The sequence below is a fragment of the Pedobacter sp. 22163 genome (genome assembly GCF_052045595.1).
Taxonomy (GTDB): Bacteria; Bacteroidota; Bacteroidia; order Sphingobacteriales; family Sphingobacteriaceae; genus Pedobacter.
The window spans coordinates 238,255-262,746 of sequence record NZ_JBQEPM010000010.1 but is presented as its reverse complement, the minus strand read 5'-3'; the positions used below and the strand labels follow the sequence as shown (position 1 = coordinate 262,746).

At 40.0% G+C, this 24,492-nt stretch carries 20 protein-coding genes; 10 read left to right on the top strand and 10 right to left on the bottom strand.

The window, feature by feature from the left end; genetic code table 11:
* The first annotated feature begins 568 nt into the window (after positions 1–568).
* A complete protein-coding gene (locus ACTJKN_RS23375) occupies positions 569–1,045 on the top strand; it encodes a DUF3347 domain-containing protein (protein ID WP_440828113.1) in 477 nt (158 codons plus the stop codon).
* 15 nt (positions 1,046–1,060) lie between these two features.
* On the top strand, positions 1,061–3,352 hold the full coding sequence (locus tag ACTJKN_RS23370) for a multicopper oxidase domain-containing protein (RefSeq protein WP_440828112.1): 2,292 nt from the start codon (positions 1,061–1,063) through the stop codon (positions 3,350–3,352).
* Here the strand turns inward: ACTJKN_RS23370 and ACTJKN_RS23365 are convergent.
* Both ACTJKN_RS23365 and ACTJKN_RS23360 read right to left on the bottom strand, forming a co-directional pair.
* The gene (locus tag ACTJKN_RS23365; protein WP_440828111.1) at positions 3,346–3,531 is read right to left on the bottom strand and encodes a hypothetical protein; all 186 of its coding nucleotides are present in this window, start codon (positions 3,529–3,531) and stop codon (positions 3,346–3,348) included. The genes ACTJKN_RS23370 and ACTJKN_RS23365 overlap by 7 nt on opposite strands.
* Before the next feature lie 68 nt (positions 3,532–3,599).
* Positions 3,600–4,559: a hypothetical protein gene (locus ACTJKN_RS23360; protein WP_440828110.1), complete on the bottom strand. Its 960-nt coding sequence runs from the start codon at positions 4,557–4,559 to the stop codon at positions 3,600–3,602.
* A gap of 206 nt (positions 4,560–4,765) precedes the next feature.
* Between ACTJKN_RS23360 and ACTJKN_RS23355 the strand changes: the two genes are divergently transcribed.
* Genes ACTJKN_RS23355 through ACTJKN_RS23345 form a run of 3 tightly spaced genes read left to right on the top strand, consistent with a single transcriptional unit; the run spans position 4,766 to position 7,577 of the window.
* Positions 4,766–5,413, top strand: a complete 648-nt coding sequence (locus tag ACTJKN_RS23355) for a hypothetical protein (protein ID WP_440828109.1) — start codon at positions 4,766–4,768, stop codon at positions 5,411–5,413.
* Positions 5,414–5,431: 18 nt separating this feature from the next.
* Positions 5,432–6,529 carry a fatty acid desaturase family protein gene (locus tag ACTJKN_RS23350; RefSeq protein WP_440828108.1) on the top strand — a complete coding sequence of 366 codons (1,098 nt, stop codon included), beginning with the start codon at positions 5,432–5,434 and terminating at the stop codon, positions 6,527–6,529.
* Positions 6,519–7,577 (top strand): fatty acid desaturase family protein, encoded by a 1,059-nt coding sequence (locus ACTJKN_RS23345; RefSeq protein WP_440828107.1) that lies wholly within the window; start codon positions 6,519–6,521, stop codon positions 7,575–7,577. Before ACTJKN_RS23350 ends, ACTJKN_RS23345 begins: the two co-directional genes overlap by 11 nt.
* Positions 7,578–7,815: 238 nt before the next feature.
* On the opposite strand, the gene ACTJKN_RS23340 is transcribed toward ACTJKN_RS23345, so the two are convergent.
* From ACTJKN_RS23340 to ACTJKN_RS23330, 3 genes are all read right to left on the bottom strand, one after another.
* The gene (locus ACTJKN_RS23340) at positions 7,816–9,000 is read right to left on the bottom strand and encodes an MFS transporter (RefSeq protein ID WP_440828106.1); all 1,185 of its coding nucleotides are present in this window, start codon (positions 8,998–9,000) and stop codon (positions 7,816–7,818) included.
* A 357-nt stretch (positions 9,001–9,357) separates the two neighbouring features.
* On the bottom strand, positions 9,358–9,552 hold the full coding sequence (locus ACTJKN_RS23335; RefSeq protein WP_029279590.1) for a hypothetical protein: 195 nt from the start codon (positions 9,550–9,552) through the stop codon (positions 9,358–9,360).
* 87 nt (positions 9,553–9,639) lie between these two features.
* The gene (locus tag ACTJKN_RS23330; protein WP_029279592.1) at positions 9,640–10,224 is read right to left on the bottom strand and encodes an RNA polymerase sigma factor; all 585 of its coding nucleotides are present in this window, start codon (positions 10,222–10,224) and stop codon (positions 9,640–9,642) included.
* Positions 10,225–10,482: 258 nt separating this feature from the next.
* Here ACTJKN_RS23330 and uvrA point away from each other — a divergent pair, with 258 nt between their 5' ends.
* Together uvrA and ACTJKN_RS23320 are read left to right on the top strand one after the other, a co-directional pair.
* Positions 10,483–13,296, top strand: a complete 2,814-nt coding sequence (uvrA, locus tag ACTJKN_RS23325) for an excinuclease ABC subunit UvrA (protein ID WP_440828105.1) — start codon at positions 10,483–10,485, stop codon at positions 13,294–13,296.
* An 8-nt stretch (positions 13,297–13,304) separates the two neighbouring features.
* Entirely contained in the window at positions 13,305–13,958 is a 654-nt protein-coding gene (locus ACTJKN_RS23320; protein WP_230145720.1) for a LysE family transporter, read from the top strand.
* A gap of 601 nt (positions 13,959–14,559) precedes the next feature.
* On the opposite strand, the gene ACTJKN_RS23315 is transcribed toward ACTJKN_RS23320, so the two are convergent.
* Positions 14,560–15,882 carry a peptidoglycan DD-metalloendopeptidase family protein gene (locus ACTJKN_RS23315; RefSeq protein WP_440828104.1) on the bottom strand — a complete coding sequence of 441 codons (1,323 nt, stop codon included), beginning with the start codon at positions 15,880–15,882 and terminating at the stop codon, positions 14,560–14,562.
* 4 nt (positions 15,883–15,886) lie between these two features.
* Entirely contained in the window at positions 15,887–16,327 is a 441-nt protein-coding gene (locus ACTJKN_RS23310) for a hypothetical protein (RefSeq protein WP_440828103.1), read from the bottom strand.
* A 221-nt stretch (positions 16,328–16,548) separates the two neighbouring features.
* Between ACTJKN_RS23310 and ACTJKN_RS23305 the strand changes: the two genes are divergently transcribed.
* Genes ACTJKN_RS23305 through ACTJKN_RS23295 form a run of 3 tightly spaced genes read left to right on the top strand, consistent with a single transcriptional unit; the run spans position 16,549 to position 20,692 of the window.
* A complete protein-coding gene (locus ACTJKN_RS23305) occupies positions 16,549–17,370 on the top strand; it encodes a metallophosphoesterase family protein (RefSeq protein ID WP_440828102.1) in 822 nt (273 codons plus the stop codon).
* Positions 17,371–17,386: 16 nt separating this feature from the next.
* Complete coding sequence (locus ACTJKN_RS23300) at positions 17,387–18,226, top strand: hypothetical protein (protein WP_440828101.1); 840 nt, start codon at positions 17,387–17,389, stop codon at positions 18,224–18,226.
* Positions 18,227–18,250: 24 nt separating this feature from the next.
* Positions 18,251–20,692: a bifunctional YncE family protein/alkaline phosphatase family protein gene (locus ACTJKN_RS23295; RefSeq protein WP_440828100.1), complete on the top strand. Its 2,442-nt coding sequence runs from the start codon at positions 18,251–18,253 to the stop codon at positions 20,690–20,692.
* 206 nt (positions 20,693–20,898) lie between these two features.
* Here ACTJKN_RS23295 and msrA read toward each other — a convergent pair whose 3' ends face one another.
* From msrA to ACTJKN_RS23280, 3 genes are all read right to left on the bottom strand, one after another.
* Positions 20,899–21,387, bottom strand: a complete 489-nt coding sequence (gene msrA / locus ACTJKN_RS23290; RefSeq protein ID WP_440828099.1) for a peptide-methionine (S)-S-oxide reductase MsrA — start codon at positions 21,385–21,387, stop codon at positions 20,899–20,901.
* Positions 21,388–22,218: 831 nt separating this feature from the next.
* Complete coding sequence (locus ACTJKN_RS23285; protein ID WP_440828098.1) at positions 22,219–23,094, bottom strand: hypothetical protein; 876 nt, start codon at positions 23,092–23,094, stop codon at positions 22,219–22,221.
* A gap of 3 nt (positions 23,095–23,097) precedes the next feature.
* A complete protein-coding gene (locus ACTJKN_RS23280) occupies positions 23,098–24,345 on the bottom strand; it encodes a YdcF family protein (RefSeq protein ID WP_440828097.1) in 1,248 nt (415 codons plus the stop codon).
* Between the last annotated feature and the right edge of the window lie 147 nt (positions 24,346–24,492).

Sequence of the window (24,492 nt, the reverse complement as noted above, 5' to 3'; positions counted from 1 at the left end):
CTGGCTTGGTCAGATTTGATGATGACTTGGGGGTCAATAAGAAAGACGACCTTGTGCAGGATGTTTTCCCAAAGTTATTATTCTCGCAAACTGAAGCATAGCTTAAATAATATTTGATGTCAAAAAGAAACAAAAAACACCGGCTGGAAATTTTTCTTTAGAGGTCAGTGGTGTGGCTGAGTCAGCAGAATCCGAAAAATTTGTTAGGCCGGATTTAAGTGGAACGGGGATGCGGTGCTGTGGCCTGGCTGGACGGAAATGTATAATGCCGCAAATGTCTTATTAGTAGGTGATTGCAAAATAACGTCAATGAAAGCTTAGTCGAAGGATCTTTAGATGCAGAAGGTTAATTGTTAAACCGCTCAACCCACCGCCAACCGCTTAACACCAAACTCATGGCCCAACTATAATTATATAAACATTTTCGGTAAATGTGTAACATCCGGAAAGGCCATACCGCTAGTTTTGTGTAACAATAAAACCCGGATCTGGTTGCAAAGCAAATTAAAAAAGCAGCTCGCTAACTGGTACCAGGAAACTAGGTTGATAACATTTAACTTAACACAAAATGAAAAGGTTATTTAAATTCTGGACAATTAATGTCCTTGTACTAATTGTAGTTGGCGGTGCCTCAGCACAGGAAAAAGCAGCAGCGGTTAGCCCTTTGCAGGCTTATTACGAAGTTAAAGATGCCTTAATTAGCAGCAATGCAAGCGTAGCTGGCACCAAGGCTATCGCATTAATTAACGCCATAAAAGCCAACGAAAAAACAAACGCTTCGAAAGTACTGCGTGATAAAATATTGTTTGATGCCGAACACATTGCCGAAAGTAAAGATATCGAACATCAAAGAGACCATTTTACTTCCCTGTCGACCGATTTTTATGCCCTGGTAAAAGCGGTAAAACTGAGCGATAAACCTGTTTATTACGCTTATTGCCCCATGAAAAAAAGCTATTGGCTAAGTGAAGGCGAGGCGGTAAAAAACCCTTATTATGGCAGTAAAATGTTAACTTGTGGTAAGGTTGCCGAGGTACTTAAATAAAACATACGCTATAAAATGAAGTTTATTTTAGTTTGTTGCCTTGGTATTTTGCTCAGTAGCTTTGCTTTTGGCCAACATCATCATAACGAGGTAAAAGTAGCTGACCCCAAAAAAGCGCCCCTAAAAGCAAGCGATGTGGAAACTTTAGGCAATAATAAGTTGCCAAGGGTTGTGCGTTATGATTTATATGTTGCCGATACAACGGTAACTTTTGGCGGGAAACCTAAAAGAGCCATTGCGGTTAACGGGCAAATACCCATGCCAACACTAACTTTTACCGAGGGCGATACAGCAGAAATACATGTGCATAACAGACTAAAGGAGTCAACTTCGTTGCATTGGCATGGGCTATTTTTGCCAAATCAATATGATGGGGTTCCTTATTTAACCCAAATGCCTATTGAGCCCAATAAAACCCATGTTTACCGTTTTCCAATTATACAGAACGGTACCCATTGGTACCATAGCCATTCGGGCCTGCAGGAGCAGATTGGAATGTACGGTGCCGTGATTTTAAACAAAAGAAAAGAGCCTGTTATACCTACAATACCTGTTGTTTTGAGTGAGTGGACAAACATGATGCCGCACGAAGTTGACAGGAGATTACACAATGCCAATGATTGGTTCGCGATAAAAAAAGGCACAACACAGAGTTATGCCGAAGCCATAAAAGGTGGGCATTTCAAAACCAAGCTCACCAACGAACTGAAACGGATGACTGCCATGGATGTGAGTGATGTGTACTACGAAGCATTTTTAGTAAATGGAAAAAATCAATATCAGGTACCAAACAAGCTCAAAGCAGGTGATAAAGTAAGGTTGCGCATTGCTAACGGCGGGGCATCTACCTATTTTTGGCTCACTTATGCCGGTGGTAAAATAACGGTGGTGGCCAGTGATGGTAACGATGTAACACCCGTAGAAGTAGATCGGCTGATTATTGCCGTTTCCGAAACCTATGATGTGATTGTAACCATCCCCGAAAACAAAAGCTTCGAGTTTTTGGTAACCCCCGAGGACCGTACCAAATCTGCTTCTTTATGGCTGGGTAGTGGGCCAAAAGTGTCCGCCCAAAAATTGCCCAAATTGAAATATTTCGAAGGCATGAAAATGATGAACGAAATGATGGATATGAACGGTAATCTGGTGCAGATGGAAGGCATGAAAATGCAGAATCAAGTGATGGATATGAATGCTGTAATGTATGCTGAGCTGGATGATGCGGGAACAGATACTGTTGTTGCTGATGCACATAAAGCCCATAATATGAGTAGTAACAAAGGCGCAAAAGGCCCTATGACAACATTAAATTACGATATGTTGCGCTCGCCTGAAAAAACGGTTTTGCCCAAAGTTCCAACCCGTGAAATGGAGTTTCAGTTAACGGGCAACATGAACCGTTATGTTTGGACTTTGGATAATAAAACCATTTCTGAGGAAGATAAAATCCTCATTAGAAAAGGCGAAAACCTGCGGATCATTTTATATAACAACAGTATGATGCGCCACCCTATGCACTTGCATGGGCACGATTTTAGGGTAATTAACGGGCAGGGCGATTACGCCCCTTTAAAAAATGTACTCGATATTATGCCCATGGAGCGCGATACCATTGAGTTTAGCGCTTCTGAAAGTGGCGATTGGTTTTTTCATTGCCACATTTTATACCACATGATGAGTGGGATGGGTAAAATTTTCAGCTATGAAAACTCACCGCTAAACCCCGAAATCCCAAACCCTAAATTGGCGCAGCGAAAACTTTTTGCCGATGACAGGATGTTTCATTTTATGGCCGAAAATGATTTTGCCAGCAATGGAAACGACGGTATGGCCATGTTGGCAAATACGCGCTGGAGCATTGGCGCCGAGTGGCGTTTAGGTTACAATAAAATGCACGGCTTTGAAACCGAAACTCATATTGGCCGGTACATAGATAGAATGCAGTGGTTAATGCCTTTTGTGGGTTTCGATTGGCGCTACCGGAAAATGGAAGCTGGCGAACAGGAAAGCAATATTTTTGGCCAAAAAAGCACAAAGGATAACAGAAGATTGTTCAGTGTAGGGCTTGCCTATACCTTGCCCATGCTAGTGGTAGCGCAGGCAGAAGTGTACCATGACGGTAATGTTCGTTTGCAGTTAATGCGGGAAGATATACCAATTTCTAAACGCTTAAGGGCAAGCTTTATGGTAAATAGCGATAAAGAATTTATGGGCGGACTTAAGTTTATTACCACTAAATACATGGGTATTTCTGCGCACTATGATAGCGATATGGGTTTTGGTGCAGGCTTAACGCTTAATTATTGATTTGGTGTTTTTTGCTCACGTAAAGCCCCGAAAGATTTGTAAAATTTATTGTCTTTTGTTGTCTTTTCGATTTTTAATGACTTTGAAAGACTTTCTATTAATTCAATTTTACTTGAAGCGCTGAGGCCCTCAAATAATCCTGAATAAGTTTCAACAATATGTCTGTCAGTATAACTCATTTTGTTTTTTGTAAAGTTACGATTTTTTTTGTCATGCCCAATGTATCGTATCCATAACATGCAAGCAATTAGCTGCTTGTAATTTCCCTCAGCAATTTGTCGCATTCGGCAAAGGCATTATACAGGTATTTATTGCGGTGTTTTTCACCCTGGCCGCTAAAAGAAACCGATTTCATAACCAGGCCCTGCATCCATTGTTTGGTTTGTTTGCAGTAGGCCTGATCTTCGGTTCTTAAGTAATTAAAAGTATTAAACCTGTTGTAGCAGGCCATGCGGTCTTTAAAATCGACCAGGTAAGCAATGCTTCCCAATACATCGCAATTGTACCAGTTAAAGGTATGGTTGGGGTCGATGGTTTTTTTGCTGCTAATGGCATACATATTCATATCGGTGAGACAATACCTTACCTGCTCTACAATTTTTACGGCCAGTTCGGTATCGGTAAGATGCCCGGCTTCGAATGCATACCTGATCTGTTCGAGTGTGCCTGTTACGGTATCTTTAGACCATATTTCGGTGCTTGGTATTTCCAGGTAAGTGGCATGCAGTTCTTGTGAAATTTTAATAATTTCATCAGATAGGAAGGAAGAGCTGAACGGCATTTCCAGGTTATTCGCGCTATTTGCCCAAAAGAAGAGTTTAAAACTGGTAAGTTCGGGGTACTTGAAAAAATGAAATAAAGGAATATCGTCGGTCGTAATGGTGATGTGTTTCTTGTTGCTGTTCTTGATGGCTTTTATATTGTCCAGTAAATTTCGGAGATAGCCAATCATATCTAAATCTTCATTTACACTTAAATAGCTAAAAGTAACCGATAACGATTGTTTCGGGCTGTACAGAAACGGGACATCGAAACAATCGGAAAGTTTGATGATCTGCTGGAAAGTAAGGTTGCTGTCGCCCCTGATTTTCTTATAAGCCTCATTGGTGCTTATTCCTAATTCTTCGGCTACACTCAGTGCCAGGTTCTGGTATTCGGGCATGGCTGATCTGATGGCCTGGAAAAATAATGCTTGTTGATTATCCATAAAGATTAATTTATTAATGAAATCCTAATGTTTTTAATAATCGAGTGGATTATTATCAGGTGTTAATTTATAGAATATAATGTATAATTACATTGTAAGTGTATAAATTTCTTTTAGGGTTAATTATTTGATTAGGTATAATCTTTAAGGATAATTAAGCATTGCAGAGTGTTTTAGATTTGATAAACAATTTAAAATACATCAAAATGAATATGCTAATCTCAAACTCAATTCTGCCTAACGCCAATTACAATAGGCTGAATGATAACATGCGCGGCTTTAGGCAGGCTATCTGTGCGATCACAATCTGCCTATTGTTTTCGGGCTGCGCTTCTTTTTCTGACAGGCCCATCAGGCGGTACAAGGTCAAGCTGGACAAAGACGAGATATCAAAAATTTCGGGAACTTATCAGTTATTTCCTGATTTAGCTTATACCAAGAATGGGGTGGCCGAAACACTCCATTATCAACCAATAACCGAGCATTTTCATCAATATATCAGCAAACGTGGAATTTATTTTAAGCCTTCTGAAAATGTGGCTGTTGATGTAAAGGTGATAGACAATAACCAGATCCGTTTTAATTTTAAAAAGGATAGTTTAATTGTAGACAGTGTAACTCTATCGGCCAGGCTGCAATCGCGGGGCTTGTTGCTTTTAGGAAACAAGTATGTCGAATTTCACGGAGTGCCTTACATTTTGGGCGGCTCAAAAAGTGAGAAGACAAGAATTGGACTGGCTAGCGATGGAGGACTCATCTTAAATCATGCTTACGACAGTTCTGGTGCACTTTTACTGTTTATAGGCGCAGGTCTTTCTTACGATTCTGCCTATCATTTTAAAAGAATTAAATAAAATTCAAAACAAATCGACATGAACAAATTAAGATTTATAAAAGATGAAGGCTCCGAATTCTATAAAGAATTGAACGAGCAGATAGAACAATATTTTATCCGAACCGGAATGAAAAAGACGGGAAACGCAAAAATGTTCTTCAAAATTTTCCTCTACTTCGGTTTAGACATACTGTTTTACGCCTTAATGATTACCAGTCATTCTGTATTTGCATTTTACGCTTTTTACCTGCTGATGGGACTTTCGGTTTTATTAACTGCTTTTAATGTTTCGCATGATGCTGCCCATGGTGTAGCGGTTAAAAGTAAGTTCTGGAACCAGTTGTTGTTTTCGTTGAGTTTTAACCTGCAGGGCAATAATGCTTATGTATGGGGTAAAAACCACAACGAATCACACCATTTATATACCAATATAGAAGGTAGTGATATTGATGTGCTGAATAACCCGCTGTTTAGGATGACCGAATCGCAGCCTTTAAAAGGGTACCATCGGTATCAGTTTATTTATGCACCGTTTCTTTACCTCTTTTATTCTATTAACTGGTTCTTTTTTAGGGAAACCCTGATGTTATTCAATTTATCGAGCCGGACCATAAAAGTGGAGATTCCCCGCATTGAAGCCATAAAGCTGGTCATATATAAACTCTTGTATATAGGATATATGATCGTTTTGCCTGTTTATCTGTTGCCTTTCGGCTGGACAGTTGTTCTGATGGCCTTCCTGCTGAACCATTTTATTATTTCGCTGCTGTTTGTATCGGTGTTAGGCGTTGCACACTTATCAGATTATGTATCTCATCCGATGCCCGATAAAGATAATAAATTGAACATGAGCTGGCCGAAACTGCAGTTGCTTACCTCTATAGACTATCATGCAGAAAGTAAATTTCTTAACTGGACACTTGGTGGTTTTAATGCTCATGCGGTGCACCACCTGCTGCCGAACGTTTGCCATGTGCATTACCTTGATATTATTCCAATTTTTAAAGCGCTGGCTAAAAAGCACAAGCTTACTTATATGGAAATGTCGTACGGCGAATCGTTGGCCTCACATTTCAGGTTTTTGAAAATGATGGGCAGAAGTGAACACTTAATCCCGGTGCGATATGAAGGATAAACATATTCATATAGCGGCTGATAGTCAGTTGCTAAAAGCAATATACAAACGTGTAGCGCAGGAGCTGGTAATCGATAAATCTGCTTTTAGAAGGATAATTACAGTTAAATTCATTGTGTATTTCGTGCTCACCCTTTTTGCCTATTTAGCTTTGTACCGTATCGTTGATCCGATTGGTTTTATAGGCTGTTTTATGGGGTATGGTTTTGTCTCGTTGCTCTTTGCCTTTAACTTTTCGCACGATTTTTCACACAATACCATTTTTAAAAGCAAACAGCTTAACTATATCTGTTTTGTGGCTATTTATACATTGGTTGGTGCGCATGCCGAAGCCTGGAAACTGAGGCATGTTAATTCGCATCATTATGCACCAAATGTGGAAGATTATGATTCAGACCTTAAAATATCGAAGCTGATCCGCGTGGTACCCGATAGTAAACAGTATTGGTTTCATGCTTACCAACACCTATATGCACCATTGGCTTATACTACCTATTCGCTATTCTGGATTTTTATTAAAGATTTTGTGATTCTTTTTGGCAATGATGGCTTTGCGGTTAAAAAGAGCTTTAGGTATTATCTGTCTTTTGTGCTTCAGAAAATTACTTATATCAGTTTGCTATTGGTGTTGCCCGTGCTTTTTTCGGCTCAGCAGTGGTATGTGGTCGTGCTTGGCTTTTTGATGATGCATTTAAGCCAATCGTTGTTTTTACTGTTTACATTTTTTATGACGCACCATGTAGAGGAAACACAATATCCGAAAACAGATACACAAGGTTATATCAATACTTCGTGGCTGATGAACCAGGTAAAAAGTTCGAACGATATGCATCCTTTTAGTAAAACCGCGAACTTTATTTTGGGTGGCTTTAACAATCACATTGCCCATCATTTATTTCCGCATTGTCACCATGTATATTATCCGCAGATCAGTAGAATATTATACGAAATGTTAAATGAAAGTGGTATAACGCCCAATTGCACCAGTTATTTTGGCGGGATAAGATCTCATTTAAGGTTGCTGAAGAGAATGGGGGAGGCAGCGTAATTCTCATTCATTCAGAAATTGTACGCTGGGTTTAATTGATGGCACAACCTATCATTTTAAACCTGATGGAAACGCCAGACCGAGCTTTTTCTGCGAGGCTACAGTGTACAGCAGGACTGAGATTTTTGCTTGCACGAACTTTCATTTTCTTCAATTTAACCAGCAACTAATTTGAAATGATTGAATTTTGAATGAGCGGGTGATTTGGATCCTCTCATTCAATCATTCTCTCATTGCACTAATGAAAGGAAGTAGCTGGCACTTTAACTTCTTCAGTTACGCCCTGATTACTTTTAATTAACCAGAAGGCAAAAAAAGCACCAACCAAAGCCATAGCTGCACCAACATAAGCTGGCGAAGTATAATCGAAACCATACACTAACGGAAGCCCACCGAAGAACGCGCCTAAAGCATTCCCGATATTAAAACTCGCCTGACTTGCAGATGCCGCCAGCATTTCGGAGCCTTTGGCACTCTGGATCATTAACATCTGTATTGGAGCGGCCAATGCAAAAGATACGGCGCCGGTAATAAAAGTCATAATTAAAGCTAACGGCTGACTTGCAGATACGAAGTGAACAATGGTTAAGGTAACCACCATGGTGAGCAATAAGGCAGCAGATGCTTTTGCCGGTGAAAACTTATCGGCCAATCGGCCGCCAACGTAATTGCCGAACATCATGCCCAAACCTGCCAGCATTAATATATAGGTTACTGCATTTGACGAAAAGCCTGCAACATCTGTCATTAAAGGGGCAATATAGCTGTACCAGGTAAATAAACCACCTGTTCCGATTGAGATCATAAAAATGATGATCCAGGCTTCTCTTTTTTTGAAGAAACTTAGTTCGGCTTTTAAATCGCGGTTTTTTGTGGCTTCCAGCGCTGGCAGCCATAATTTTAAACTTAACAAAGTAACCAGGCCAACAAATACAACAACGGCAAAAGAAATCCTCCAGGAAAAATTGTGACCGATAAAGGTACCCAATGGCACGCCAACAATATTGGCGATGGTTAAGCCCATAAACATAAGCGATACCGCCTGAGCAGCTTTCCCCTTTTCAGCTATTCTGCTGGCCACTACCGATCCTACGCCAAAAAATGCGCCGTGTGGTAAACCCGAAAGCAATCGGGCAATAAACAAGGTATTAAAAGTGGGCGCGAATGCAGAGAAAGCATTAAATACGGTGAACATGATCATCAAAGCAATCAATATCATTTTTGGTGGATATTTGCCGGCAATCATGATCAATAAGGGTGCGCCAATTACTACGCCTAAAGCGTATGCAGAAATTAGATGCCCTGCCTGCGGAATGGTTACTGCTAAATCTTTTGAGATATCGGGTAGCAGGCCCATCATAACAAATTCTGTTATCCCGATGCCTAAACCGCCTAAAGTGAGTGGGAGCAAGTTCTTGTTCATAGCGTACTTAGTGTTAAATTTACACTATGCAAAGGTAAGGCTTTTTGCTTTAGGGGATTGTAAAAATTAGGCCATTTATGGATAAGAGGGAAGAGGTAGAATGAGAGATTGACGATTCATTGCTAAATTGTTTTATTGTTGATGGTCAGATCGTTAATGGTTTATGGTCAATGGATGATAGCCAGATAGCAATGATGTGCATAAGTAGTTATAAGATAATACAGCGCCATCAATTATGAACGGTAGGCGGTTTGCAGTTACCAATGAACGAATGGCAAATGAACTATTGAACTTATAAAATAAAAAAAGCTTGCCCCACCCTGTGGAACAAGCTTTTTTGGCTCATGTAAAGATTTTCTACTTTGCGCTGCTGTAAGCTAAAATCTTGTTGATGGTTTCATCTTGAGGATTTTTAGCCAGTCTATCTAACTTACCTTTTATTTGATCATAAAATAAGTCGATTTCTGCGTCAGATTCAATATCAGTTCTAGGCTGAAACATGTTAGGTGTAGGTAAATTTACATTTGTTTTTGATGTAGAGGTTTTTGTCATAAGCAAAAAATGTGATAAGTTTTATAAACTTAACGATAGTTCAGATGCTTTATTTCAACCCCTAAAAAATTTTATGTAACAATTTTACTACCCTTTGTAAGTCATCTCCTTTGTTTTAAGCATTTTACGCAAATTACTCAATGCATAACGCATACGGCCTAGTGCTGTATTGATGCTTACATCGGTTAAATCTGCGATCTCTTTAAAGCTTAAATCAGCGTAATGGCGCATCAGGAGCACTTCTTTCTGCTCATCAGGCAATAAATGGATCATTGCTTTCAGATCTTTATGGGTTTGGTCGCGAAGCATTTTATCTTCTGCGCTCTCATCATAAAAGTGTAGCATATTGAATACATCCATTCCATCGGCACTGGTGATGATTGGTGTTCTCTTTTCTTTTCTGAAATAATCGATAACCAAGTTATGGGCAATACGCATTACCCAAGGCAAAAATTTGCCTTCTTCGTTATATCTTCCCGATCGCAGGGTATTAATTACTTTTATAAAAGCATCCTGAAAAATATCCTCCGCCAGATATTGGTCTTTAACCAATAAGTAGATAGAGGTATAAATTTTACTTTTATGTCTTCTTAAAAGTTCCTGCAATCCATTCTCGTTCCCGGCAATATATACCTTTACCAGGTCCTGATCATTATATGATTGTAAATTCATAGGTTTACCTACACTAAATCCCGTACTATTTGCTAAAAATTAATTTGTAGATGTTTAATTTCTATAGCTTCTCTCCTATGTTTTTTGATGTGTGTTAGTTTGGTTTTGAGGTTGTTAATGTTCAAAGAAAGTTATTTTTTTATCAAAAAGCAAAAAATAAAATGTTAAAAAATAAATTACCGTCTCAGTACCCTATTTTTGTATGTTCTTAAAACCCTAACAGCATTCTGGGGTTATACATTATATTCGTTACTATACATGAGCAAAAAAGAGGCCGAAAAAGATCCGCATAAAAATATTATCATAAAAGGTGCCCGTGTGCACAACCTCAAAAACATCGATGTTGCCATTCCAAAAAACAAACTTGTTGTGGTAACAGGTATGTCTGGTTCGGGGAAATCTTCGCTTGCATTTGATACTTTATATGCAGAGGGGCAACGCCGATATGTAGAAAGTTTATCTTCTTATGCCCGCCAGTTTATGGGCCGGATGAATAAACCCGATGTTGATTATATTAAAGGTATTGCCCCGGCAATTGCCATCGAACAAAAGGTTATTACTTCCAACCCACGTTCTACCGTTGGTACCTCGACCGAAATTTACGATTACCTTAAACTGCTTTTCTCGCGTATCGGTAAAACCATTTCACCTGTTTCGGGTAAAGAAGTAAAAAAGGATTCGGTTAGTACAGTGGTAGATTATGTAAATGCGATGCCCGAGGATACAACGGTTACTATTTTTTGTCCGTTGTACCCGCACAATAACCGTACGATTAAGGAAGAACTGGCTATTTTATTACAGAAAGGATTTTTACGTGTTCTGATTAACGATAAAATAGAAAAAATAGAAGCGGTTTTAGACGATGCTGATTTTAAAGATGCAGAACTTACAGATGATAAAACCGTTCAGATCCTGATCGACCGTATTGTAACCAACCAGGAAGAAGAAACATTAAGCAGATTGGCTGATTCGGCACAGACTGCTTTTTTTGAAGGTAAAGGCGATTGTTATGTAGAAGCTCAGGGCATAACGAAACATTTTAGCGACCGTTTTGAACTGGATGGAATAAAATTTGAAGAACCTACGCCGAACTTTTTCTCTTTCAATAACCCTTATGGTGCGTGTAAACGTTGTGAAGGTTATGGAAACGTAATCGGCATTGATGAAGACCTGGTTATTCCTGATAAGAGCAAAAGTATTTACGATAATGCCATTGCACCCTGGCGTGGCGAAAAAATGAATGTGTGGTTGCAGAATTTTATTAAAGCTGCCCCAAAATTCGATTTTCCCATTCACCGGCCTTATAGTGCCTTAACAGAAACAGAGCAACGTTTGCTTTGGACAGGAAATAAATATTTTGCGGGCCTGGATGCTTTTTTCAAAGAGCTAGAAGAGCAGACCTACAAAATTCAGTACCGGGTAATGTTATCACGTTACAGGGGCAAAACCACCTGTCCGGATTGTAAAGGCTCGCGTTTGCGTAAGGATGCATCTTATGTAAAGATTGCTGAAAAATCGATTATCGATGTGGTGCTGATGCCATTGTCAAAAGCGCTGGTTTTCTTTAACGAGCTGAAGTTAAATGCTAACGATACCAAAATTGCCAAACGTTTATTGGCAGAGATTGATAACCGTTTCCTTTACTTAAATAATGTAGGTTTAGGCTACCTCACCTTAAACCGTTTATCGAATACGCTTTCGGGTGGAGAATCGCAAAGGATTAACCTGGCCACTTCATTGGGGAGTAGTTTGGTGGGGTCTATTTACGTTTTAGACGAACCGAGCATCGGTTTGCACCCACGTGATACCAATAAACTGATCGAAGTATTGATCTCGCTCCGTAATGTAGGCAATACCGTGTTGGTGGTAGAGCACGAAGAAGAAATGATGCGAGCAGCCGATTACATTATTGATATCGGTCCTGAGGCGGGTACCCATGGGGGTAATTTGGTTTTTAGTGGTAATTACGAAGAGATTTTAAAAGATCAAAATAGCTTAACAGGCCGTTACCTATCGGGAATAGAAAAAATTGCAATTCCGGATAAACGCCGTAAGTGGAAAGATCATATTCTGATTAAAGGAGCAAGGGAAAACAATCTGCAGAATATTGATGTGAAGTTTCCCTTAGGTGTTTTTACTGCTGTAAGTGGTGTTTCAGGGTCGGGTAAAACCAGTTTAGTTAAAAAAATCTTATATCCTGCACTGCAAAAAGCAATTGGAAACTACGCTGGTGAGCAAACGGGTGCTTATGACGGCATTTTTGGCAATTACGATCTGGTAAGTGCTGTAGAAATGGTTGATCAGAATCCGATTGGCCGTTCGAGCCGTTCTAATCCGGTTACTTATGTAAAGGCATGGGATGATATCCGTGCTTTGTTTTCGGGCCTTGCATCGGCAAAGGCTGCAGGCTTAAAACCAGCTGCATTCTCTTTCAACGTAGAAGGCGGCCGTTGCGATGTTTGCCAGGGTGAGGGTGAGGTGAAGATCGAGATGCAGTTTATGGCTGATATTTACCTGCCTTGCGAAGCCTGTAACGGTAAACGTTTTAAACAGCAGGTTTTAGATGTAACCTATAAGGAGAAAAACGTATCTGAAATTTTAGATATGACCATTGAAGAAGCGGTAGAATTTTTTAAGGATGAACAAAAGATCCTCAATAAATTAAATCCATTGGTTGATGTAGGCCTGGGTTATGTACATTTAGGTCAATCTTCAAATACCTTATCGGGTGGTGAGGCGCAGCGTATTAAACTCGCTTCGTTTTTGATTAAAGGGAACAATGCCAATAAAACGCTGTTTATTTTTGATGAGCCAACAACCGGTCTGCATTTTCATGATATTAAAAAACTGCTAAAGGCGCTGAATACCTTAATTGAACAAGGGAATACGATTTTGGTAATTGAACACAATATGGATATGATTAAATGTGCCGATTGGGTAATCGATATCGGCCCTGAAGGGGGCGATGGCGGCGGTCAGGTAGTATTTGAAGGTATACCAGAAGATTTAGCTGAGGTGGAAAAATCGTACACGGGAAAATATTTGGCATCGCATTTAAATTTAAATCCATAATTTCGGCAATGCTTTTTCTAACGTTTTTCATCGGCATCATTCTCAATGCCATGGGGTATATTCCCCCAGGTAATATTAATCTCACCGTTGCACAGCTCGCCATTAACAAGGGCATGCGGCAGGTTTGGTACTTTATTCTTTCCTTCTCTTGTGTAGAAGTGTTTTTTACCTTTGGGATGATGCGTTTTGCCCGCTGGGCCATGAGCGATATCAATCCGAACGAGGCGGTAAGCGAAGTGCGTTTAAGTACTTTAGTCGATTGTTTTATGATCGTGATGTTTTTGGTGATGGGTACCATCACCTGGAAAAACCGGAAAAAGGTGCCCAAAACAAGTAATACCAAAGAGGATAAACGAAGCGGAAGTGTTTTATACGGGTTAATTTTAGGGGTGTTAAATCCTGTTCAGATTCCATTCTGGTTGTTTTTTGGCAACTATGTAATTTTACACCAATGGATCGAAACGGATTACCTTTCATTGGTGATTTTTAGTTTGGGCTCGGGCGTTGGTTCTACACTCGCACTTTACTTATATGCGCATTTTGCCACTTATATTCAGGAGAAATTTGCCCTGAGTAGCTTAATTATCAATAAATCGATCGCGATATTTTTGTTCGCATTGGCGGCTTACCTGGTCATAAAGCAGGCAATCGTTATTCTATAAATCTAATCCAGGGTCTGTGTCGCCACAGGCCTTTTTGTTTTTTCTTCACTGAATTTTTCATTACAAAACTATTGTTTTTCGTTCAGTGCGTAGACAGACCGAGGAATGTCTTTATCTCCACGGGTGATTTGTTTTTGAATTTTCTATAGTTCTTTTTTTGCCACGGAGGCACGGAAAGCGCGGAATTAATATGATTGGTTTATGGTGTAGAATAAGGTTGTCAGTTTGAAAGGTAAATCTTATCGAAGTATCGTCATTTCGACCGGAGTGCAACGCAGTGGAGAAATCTTTGAATCTGAGTTCGATAATTATTTGCTGAAAATTATATCTTATTTACGCCTAATCCAGCTTAATCGTCATGCTGAATTTATTTTATTAGCAGTTTTCATTGTCTTAAAGGTCTAATAGCTACCCTCTTGGTCAGCATCTTTTTAGCGTGAAAGACCCTGAAATAAATTCAGGGTGACGACCACTTTAACAGAAAACTTGATTAAAACTGCACAAAATGAGATTTAATAATTGAACTCGGGTTTTTAGCATATTTAAAAGATTTCTCCATTTCGCTGCGCTTTAGTCGAAATGACGACGATTTTTAAATCTGTCATTTTATAATCCAGCCAATTTCTTTATCAGCGCTGCTGATGAGTTGATAATTGCCAAAAGTACCTAAAAGGCTTACCGTTTCCCCTCCTTTTAAAGTCGTTTTAATTGCCGCTAAACTATCGGGCTTATCATAAACTTTTTGCTGAAGTAAATTTATTTTAATTTTTTTTAATGGCTCAGTTGCCTGAACAAGGCTGCTGCTTTGAATAAAGCCAAGGCCGCCATCTGGCAGGTCTGCCTTGTAATAACTCCCTGTTGCAGCATTTGCCTGTACAATTGCTCCCCTATTAAGTGTAGCTAAAACCGTTGCTTTATTTTGTGGTGAAGAAAACATTTTAACGGCAGATTTGGTTCTTAAAGTTTTATTTAGCCTGTTACTGGAAGCGGTAACGGCAGCTGGAGTTTTGGTTACGGGATCAATAAAAGGAAGTGGATTTACAGCACTATTAAAGGTATAAATGCCAAAATGTAAATGCGTGGGTGTAGTACGGGCATTGCCGGTATTTCCCATAAGCCCCAAAGTATCACCAATTTTTACTTCCTGTCCTTCTACGGCGATTTGTTCATCTAAATGGGCATAATATAAAGTATAATCTTTACCTTTTGGGCGCATCCAAACCACTTTTCCACCGAGGTTATTTTCGTTAACCCGCGTTACCGTTCCTTCTGAAATTGCCAGAACAGGCGTTCTGAAATTGCCGAAAATGTCTACACCTTCATGTTTTCTCGCATCATTATCCCTGCCATCTCCCCAATAGCTTTTTATACTGTTAGTGTTTTTTGATTTAATAGGAAAAGCGAGAGATGGGCCAGCTGTAATTTCTAATTCGTAGGATACATTCTGCAACAGTTCTGGTTGCAGCCTGATCAGATAGGTGCCCGTCTCATCAATATCAAACGCAATAGGATTATTTAGCGTATCGGCAGAGGCAATAAGTTTTTGGGTTTGATCCGTGTTATACCAAACATCGATATAGATCAAAACACCAACCGAAGGCACTTTGGTAAGCTTTATATTTAATTTTTGTCCTTTGGTTGCATTGAATTTATAAGCAGTCGCCGGGACTTTATCAGCAGCAAAATAACCGTTTTCTTTATAAGGAATATTAATGTTTAATGCTTTTTGTGTACTCATAGTAGCAGCATTTAACCATGCTGAACCCATTGCTGTTTTATCCAGGCCAGCATTCACTAATTTTTTTTGGTACTGCTCATGTGGGCTAGCGGCCTTAAATAGATTGACAGACCCTGTTTTGCAGGAAAGCATGCCCGTTGCAAAAGCAATGGAAAAAAGCCACAGAATGGATCGTGGGGTTTTCATTATGCTAAGTCTTTTTTAATCGGTTAAAAACCGCTGCCGTTACCAGCCCGCCTATAACATACCAGGCCACCGTTAATATCTTTGTTTTATGCGTTTTACTAACCGGAGTATCATCTAATCCCACTTTATCGGGAATGCTTATTGCGCCCAAACCAGCGGTAAAACCTGCTAATGCACCCTTTATATAAATATTTTTTTTGCTGCCAAAGCCTATAGCGCTATAATATAAACCATTACTCACTATATCGCCGGCAAGAGTGGCCAGGTAAAGATTGTTCCCCCCTGGCGTTTCAAGATTTAAACTTTTCATCGATCTTGAAAGGGCTTGTTCGCCTAAAAGATCAATTCTAGGTGCATCTGGATCAATCCGTCTTACACTTTCGTGCAATATATTTAATGCTCCGGCACCAGCGAAGCCCGCGAGTAAGGATTTGAGTAGTTTCATATTATGATAATCGCTGCTACACCTAAATTGTTTTGAAACTGCCAAAATTGTATAGTCAAAAACAGCTGCTAAAATCACTATTCTGTTATAAAATTGATACACATTTATGCTTCGGTTAACTTAATCATAACATTAAATTTATGTTTAAGAAGCCTGGTCACCCTAATATTGGACTTTAATACAAAACATATCTTATCCTTATGTCTAACAGACGATTTTTTTTGAAAAATAGTTTGGCTGCTGCTGTGGTGGCCAGTATTTCGCCGGTTCTTTCTTCATTTGCTGAAGAACACACCGCACCTGCCAGATCGGGCAAAGCTCCTAAATTGCGTTTCGCCATCGCATCCGATGGACATTATGGTCAGCCTGGAACAGAGTACAAACTGCACCACGAGAATATTGTGAAGTGGTTAAATGAATCGCATGATAAAAATCCACTCAACTTTGTGATCATTAACGGAGATCTTGTTCACGATCGTCCGCAACTGTTATCTGAAGTAAAAAAAGAATATTACGATAAACTCAAAGTTCCTTTTTATGCCATTCCAGGTAATCACGATCATGCCGATGCAAAGATCTGGAAAGCGGTTTTTGGTTACGAGGATAACTTTTCTTTTGAAAAAAATGGAGTAGGTTTTGTTTTGGCCAATACTTCTGATACCAAAGGCACTTATTTATGCCCTAACAACGATTTTTTAAAGCAGGAACTCGATAAGTTTAAAAATCTGAAAACAGTTTTCGTGGTGTTGCATATTCCACCTCATTTCTGGGTACCTGAAAGTCCTTTTGTCGAATGTCCGGATACGATTAAACTGTTGCACAGTTATGCCAACGTAAAAGCGGTATTTCATGGACACGACCACAGCCTTGACGCCGTGTTTTATACCGATAAACTGCCACACTTTTTCGATGCACACATCGGTGGAAACTGGGGCACAGCCTATAAAGGTTACCGGATTGTAGAGGTTGATGAAAATGATAAGATCCAGACTTATCAGGTAAATGCAAGTCAATCGCCATTATTAAATGAAACCAAATTTTAATTGATAGATTATCGCAATGAAAAAGACATTTTTGATGCTCATTTTTGCTGGTGCCGTTTTAAACTGTGCCGCACAGAAAATAAATGAAACCAAGCCTGAAATCAAAACAGGAACCGATGCCGCTCAGCCCTTTCTGTTTTCGCTGAATACCTTAACGGCAGAAAACCCCCGTTGGAATATTCATTATTCAGGAAGTTATGGTGAAAGAACCAACGGACAGTTCGGTTATGATGGTTTAGGGCAACAGTTTGGTGTTAAGGGCTATTTAGGCAGCAGGCTTACCTTGTACGCTACCGCGGCAATCGGTTTTGCCAATTCTGGAGGTATAACCTCTGCGCAACAGGCTGAAGTGATCAGGGATTTAGTGGGTGGCAAGGGCATTACTGGTTTTAGGTTAGGTGCAGGTTTAGGTTTAAGCAGAGATTGGTCGAGTGTTGGTTCGGCAATTAGCCGGATTACCGCTTCCTTCGATCAGACAAACTGGAGAATGGCAGGTAACCTTCGCTTTGAAAAAGCTTTTGATAAAACCAGGGATAAACTTGATTTTATAAGCAGTATTGGCTATCAGCATCGTGTTTCTAACGTTTTATACCTTGGCTTTGAAGCTTTAGGTCAAGATTTAGAAGGCTTTTGGGAAAAAGATGAAGCAGAAGGTGGCGCAAAGGTGATGATTGGGCCATCAATCAATCTGGAACCAAACCATTCAAAGCTTTCGTTCTCTCTTTCTGGCGGACCTGTTTTTTATGCAACCCGCAGTCAGTTAATCCCATCAGAGGCTATCCGCGAAATCGGTTCGGTAGCCTCAGGAAATGGCTATACCATCAGGGCGCTGGTTAATTTTAATCTTCATCGATAGTACCACTATCTTTAATTTAAGAAAATGAAAAAATCATACCTATTTATATTATTCGGTCTGCTGTTCATCCAAAAAGGATTTGCACAATGGCCAGGCAAAAACGAAAGCACACAGCAGATTTTACTGCCTAATGGGTGGAAGCTAAGCCCGGCGGGACATTCGCTGCAATTGGGCGATTTGCCTTTAAACATGCAACTTAGTGCCTCGGGTAAATATCTTGCCATTACCAACAACGGACAAAGCACACAATCGCTGCAATTGCTCGATGCCAAAACAGAAAAGATTATTGATGAAAAAGTGCTAAGTAAATCTTGGTACGGCATTGCTTTTAGTAAAGACGAAAAACACCTGTATGCCTCAGGTGGTAACGACAACTGGATTTTGGATTTTAATATCCTGAACAATAAACTTGGCAAAAGCGATACAATCAAATTAGGCCCCATTTGGCCAAAGGGAAAAATCAGTCCGGCGGGGATTGTGGTAAACAAAAACAACAGTAAGTTATATACGGTAACCAAAGAAGACAGCAGTTTATACATTATCAACCCCACAGATAGGCAAATTCTGAAAAAAATCCAGCTACCTGCAATTGCCTACAGTTGTGTTTTATCTGCAGATGAAAGTAAGTTATACGTTTCGCTCTGGGGTGGCAAATCTATAGCGGTTATCGATTTAGTTTCAGAAAGCATTTTACAGCGCATTCCTGTTGGCGATCACCCAAACGAACTATTGCTTAATAAAAAAGGAAATATTTTATACGTAGCCAATGCGAACGATAATACCGTTTCGGTAATTAATACTTTGAACAATAAGGTGGTCGAAACCATTGCTACTACCCTTTACGCTACACAGTTAACAGGTTCTACCACTAATGGTTTAGCTCTAAGTGCCAACGAGAAAACTTTGTACATAGCCAATGCAGATAACAACTGTTTGGCAGTTTTTGATGTGAGCAAACCTGGATTAAGTTTAAGTCAGGGTTTTATCCCGGTAGGTTGGTACCCAACAAGTGTTAAGGTTTTGGGATCGAAAATTTTGGTTACAAACGGTAAGGGTAATACACCTATGGCTAACCCACAAGGGCCACAACCGATTTCTAAAGTCGACAATAGTGGTTACCACATGGGCAGTACAGCCAATAGCCGACTGCAATATATTGCCGGTTTGTTTAAAGGAACCTTATCGTTTATTGATGCACCGAAGCCTGAGCAGTTAAAAGCATATACTAAACAGGTGTATGCCAATACGCCTTTTACGGATAAGCGGACGATCATGGCCGATGGTGAAGCCGGAAATCCTATTCCACGTAAACAGGGCGAAAAATCACCGATTAAACATGTTTTTTATATCATTAAAGAAAACAGGACATACGACCAGGTGCTTGGCGATATGCCAAAAGGAAACGGCGATTCTACGTTAACACTTTTCGGTAGAAAAATTACACCAAACCAGCACGCTATTGCCGAAAACTATGTACTGCTCGATAATTTCTATGTTGATGCTGAGGTAAGTGCCGACGGACACAACTGGAGCATGGCCGCTTACGCTACAGATGTGGTAGAGAAAACATGGCCTACCAGTTACGGTGCTCGCGGCGGAAGTACCACCTTCGAAGGCGGCAGGCCCGTTACCTATCCTAAAGGTGGTTTTATCTGGGATTACTGCCAAAGGGCAGGGGTAAGCTACCGCAGTTATGGTGAGTTTGGCGATTATGGGAAAGCGAATATTAAATCGCTACAGGGCCATATGTGCGCCGCTTCGCCGGGTTTTGATATGGATATTAAAGATCAGGTTCGGGTTGATGCCTGGCAACATGATTTCGATTCGTTACTGGTTGCAGGCGTTGTACCACAGTTTAATACTTTAAGAATATCTAACGATCATACCAGCGGACAAAAGAAAGGTAAATATTCGCCACAGGCCGCAGTTGCCGATAACGATTTAGCAGTCGGTCGTATTTTGGAGCATTTATCGCATAGTAAAATCTGGAAAAAATCAGTTGTTTTTATTTTGGAAGATGATGCACAGAATGGGCCAGATCATGTTGATGCACACCGTTCGCCAGCCTATGTAGTTGGGCCTTATGTTAAGCGGAATACACCTGTTCATACGATGTATTCTACTTCCGGGTTTTTAAGAACAATGGAACTTATTTTAGGTTTACCGCCAATGAGCCAGTACGATGCTGCAGCCATGCCATTATACGAGTGTTTTACCGCTACGCCTGATTTTACGCCTTATAATGTGATTCAGCCGCTTATTGATTTAGATACAAGGAATGTGGCGGTGAATGAAAGCAGCAGACGTTCCGAACTGTTCAATTTTGCAAAAGAAGATTCGGCGCCGGATTTAGATTTAAACGAGGTGGTGTGGAAATCGGTTAAAGGAGAACAATCGGTAATGCCAGCGCCAAAACGAAGTGCTTTTGTGATTTTGGAGAAGAAGAAAAAAGATGATGATGATTAGCGATCTGTCATGATTATGTTTTAAACAAAAGGCAATTTTCGATTAAGAAAATTGCCTTTTTTATTTAAGGTTGTTATTGTTTTAAGAGCTTGTCAGGCTGAGCGGGGCCGAATGAATCGAAATGCTACTGTATTTGATTTCCAGGAAACAAAACTGACTCTCCAGTTTTCTGCCAAATTGCTTTTGCCTTTTAATAGCGACCTTATTTACAATTTCCAATCAGGCCTTTCAAAGTGGCAGGTATAACCGTAAGGGTTTTTCTGTAAATAATCCTGGTGTTCTTCTTCAGCATTCCAGAAATCTGTTTCAGGTACTACCTCGGTTACAATTTTGCCTGGCCATTTGCCAGACGCATCTAACTCGGCAATTAATGCAATTGCGGTGTTTTTCTGTTCTTCACTGTTGTAAAAAATAGCTGAACGGTACGAGGTGCCCACATCATTTCCCTGTCTGTTGCGTGTACTCGGATCGTGGATCTGGAAGAAATATTCTAATAATTTGCGGTAGGTTAAAACAGTTGGATCAAAAGTAACTTCAATGGCTTCGGCATGTGTACCATGGTTTCTATAGGTTGCGTTTGGAACATCGCCACCAGTATAGCCTACCACGGTAGAGGTAACACCTGGGTAATGACGGAGCAGTTCTTCTACTCCCCAAAAGCAGCCGCCTGCAAGAATGGCTTTTTCAGTATTCATATATCTTCCTTTTTTTGATTAATTTTGATTAATAAAGATACGACGAAGATGTGTAAAGGGAAAGTAAAGAAGGGAATGATAAATTACGGGATCGCATTACAAATGCGAATCTCAATAATCCTCGTTACAAACGAGGACTATAAGGGGTTAATTTATTTTATAAAAATCAATATTAATAAAAGAAGAATTTTAACGAGATAAGTTGATTAGAAGTATCGTCATCTCGATCCCCAAGATTCGGGAAGAGATCTTTAAATTTGATTTCAATAACGTAGTTCAAAGATCTCTCCACTCCGCAGTGCTTCGGTCGAGATGACGATTTTCTACTGGGATTTGTCAATGGCAGCGTAGTAAAAGGATCATTTTCTACATAAACTTACATGGTCTTATATTCCTTCTATGGTTAAACGCATCCAGGGGATTAGACTTCGCTCAGACTGACAAACTGAGGGAGCTGCAAGCTTATATTTTGGAGCGCAGGGCTTCTGTAACAAACTAAGTTTCCTCCCGTCTTCCGCTTTTACGCTTTGCTTCCTCGTACCTCGTTGCTGCAGGGTAACGCTGCAGCCGGGGCTAAGCAGCTAAGACAGTATTTCATTTTTAGGGTTGTAGGGTGCATAAACCCTTGTTCCTAAACCTGACAGCAGCGACAGCCTCCGATTTTTATCTATCGGAGCTATAGCGAATGGCGGGACGGCAAACCGCCAAGAACTACAAGCCATTCGTTTCCTAATTTTGAATATGCAATGTCGGTCGGTGAGATACTAACCGATAGGACAAAATTCATTGCTGTATTGTTTTATTGTTGAGCTTACCGCCAACCGCTTAGCGCTAACCGCCAACGGCAAAATCCATAAAACTTACATTGTTTTTGCGGGAAGAACTTACGGCGATCCCTTTATTGGCCTTATCGGTAAAGGTAAAACCTTCCAGTTCATCCGGTTTATCAGTGTCTATAACTTTGATGACCGATTCCTGACCGCTGGCAAGCGATTTTTCGAGGTCAAGAAAAGTCAGTCTCCATTTACGTCCTTCAATTTGATTCTGGATTAAAACCAAAATACCTTTATCTGCAATCCAGTGTAAATTTTGGACCCATGGCGAACAGGTGAATTTTTTAAAGAGAATTCCCTTTTCACTTGTTTTATGTGCTTTTGATAAGGCTTCGGGATTGTATAAACGTACTTCATTGGCTTTATTGCCATAATCGGCTGTAGCTACAAACCATTTGCCTTTGTAATTTACATATTCTGGTCGCGTACCCTGGATACAGGCATCATCTTCAATGCTTTTGATCAGGTTTCCATCTAATTTTCTGGTCTTTAAAAAACCTTCCCAGTTGATGCAGTTAATTACCGCTTTCCAAATGGTGCCTGCTGCATTTTGCTTTACCGAGTTGCCTACAAATGTAGGTAAGCCCTTGTGGAAAGCAATACCGGTGGGATGTTTGATGATATTTTCGCCTTTAAAGGTGAATTTGTATTCCTTATGCTGATCAATCAACAAATCTTTCTTGAGCTGGTATTCGCGCATGATGCCCACTTCTCTATCGCCGTAAAGGTAATACCTTCCTTTCTGGTAAGAAATACCCTGACAGGCACCCAACGAATCAATTGTAATTGTTTTTGTGATCTTTCCTTCTGTTTTATTGTACCTGGCCACAAAAAACATCACGATCAGTACTAAAATTGGATTCAATATTTTCATAAACTAAGGATCTAAGGGTTCATCAAAATCAATTTGTAAGGATGCTGTATTTAAGTAGAATTCTGATTCGGTAGCACTTAAACGTTTTCCGTTTTTATAAGGGTAGTAGCCGAGTTCTTTTTTGCAACGCTCGGGGAGCAGATTGGTAATGTTGTAACTCTGCGATTTTACGGTACAAGCTAAACCCGGTTTATCTATCGGCATACCGTACCTAAACATTAATCTTGCACAGTTGCGCAGGTTGGTGGTGGTATGGCGGGCATGTGGTTCCATAATAATGGCACTTTCCGGTATCTGAAGGGTTTCCATTAAAAATTTCTTCATTTCATAGGCTTCGCTGAATTTGGTTTTGTATGGATGTACCCGTCCGCCCGAAACCACGATAAATGGTGCCATACCTTTCTGATATTGCAAAGCCGCTAACCTGCAACGGATCATTCCACCCGGACTTAAGGCTACTTCTTTTTCCTCCGGGCCAGCACCTGGAACCAGGATTACGCTGTAAGGGTATTTCTTCCATTCTGTTTTCTTGATCTGGTTAATCGCCGAAAGGTTTACGCCTTTAGCCATCGGTTCATAATCGGCGGCCTCATTGCGTTCATTCAGTTCTAAAGCTTCTAATGCAAATAACATGGCAGGTTCGAAAAAGAGCTTATTATTGCCCTGCAAGGCCAACCATGCACTTGCCGAAGTAAGTTCTGCAAAGGTTTTATCTGTTAAGCTAAAGCTGATCGAATCTATTTTCGGATAATTGGGCTTGTTTCCTTCTACGTAAACACCAATTGCATAATTAATGGCATGGGCATCTTGTTCCCAGGCTTTAATTAAAAGGGTTTTGTGTTGTTCTTTGGCAAACATGGCATAACAACCAGAGGGGATGAGGTGATTTCTTACCAAATTTCCCAAGGGATTATTTTCTTTGTAAAACAGCGCCAAACGGGTTCCAATATTAGCTATTTCATCATTGGTGAATTTTAAGGCTTTGGCGTAACATGTAATGTCTGTTTTGCAGGTTGCAACTGCTTCATTTACCTGCGCCGTTTTTGATTTATAGATGTTGCTGAACGCCGTATCTGTGCTAAGCATTTTGCGCAGTTCGGGCAATTGTTCAAAAAGAGAAAGCAGGTAATAATTTTTGTATTGTACTTCGTTCCTGGTCTTAATTAATTGATAAGACTGTTGTGGTACATCCTGTGCAGCTAAGCCTTTGCAAAACAGGCAGAGCAAAAGGAAGGGATAGAGGGATTTCATTGAAAAGTTTTGGTAACAAAATTAAAGACAGGCTATTAAATAAAGATTAAGTGGATGTTATACTTTAATCTTCTAGTAAAACGATTTATTTGATATTTAATTAAGCTTAATATTAATTTAAACTACATCTTCTAATTGGTGTGGAGA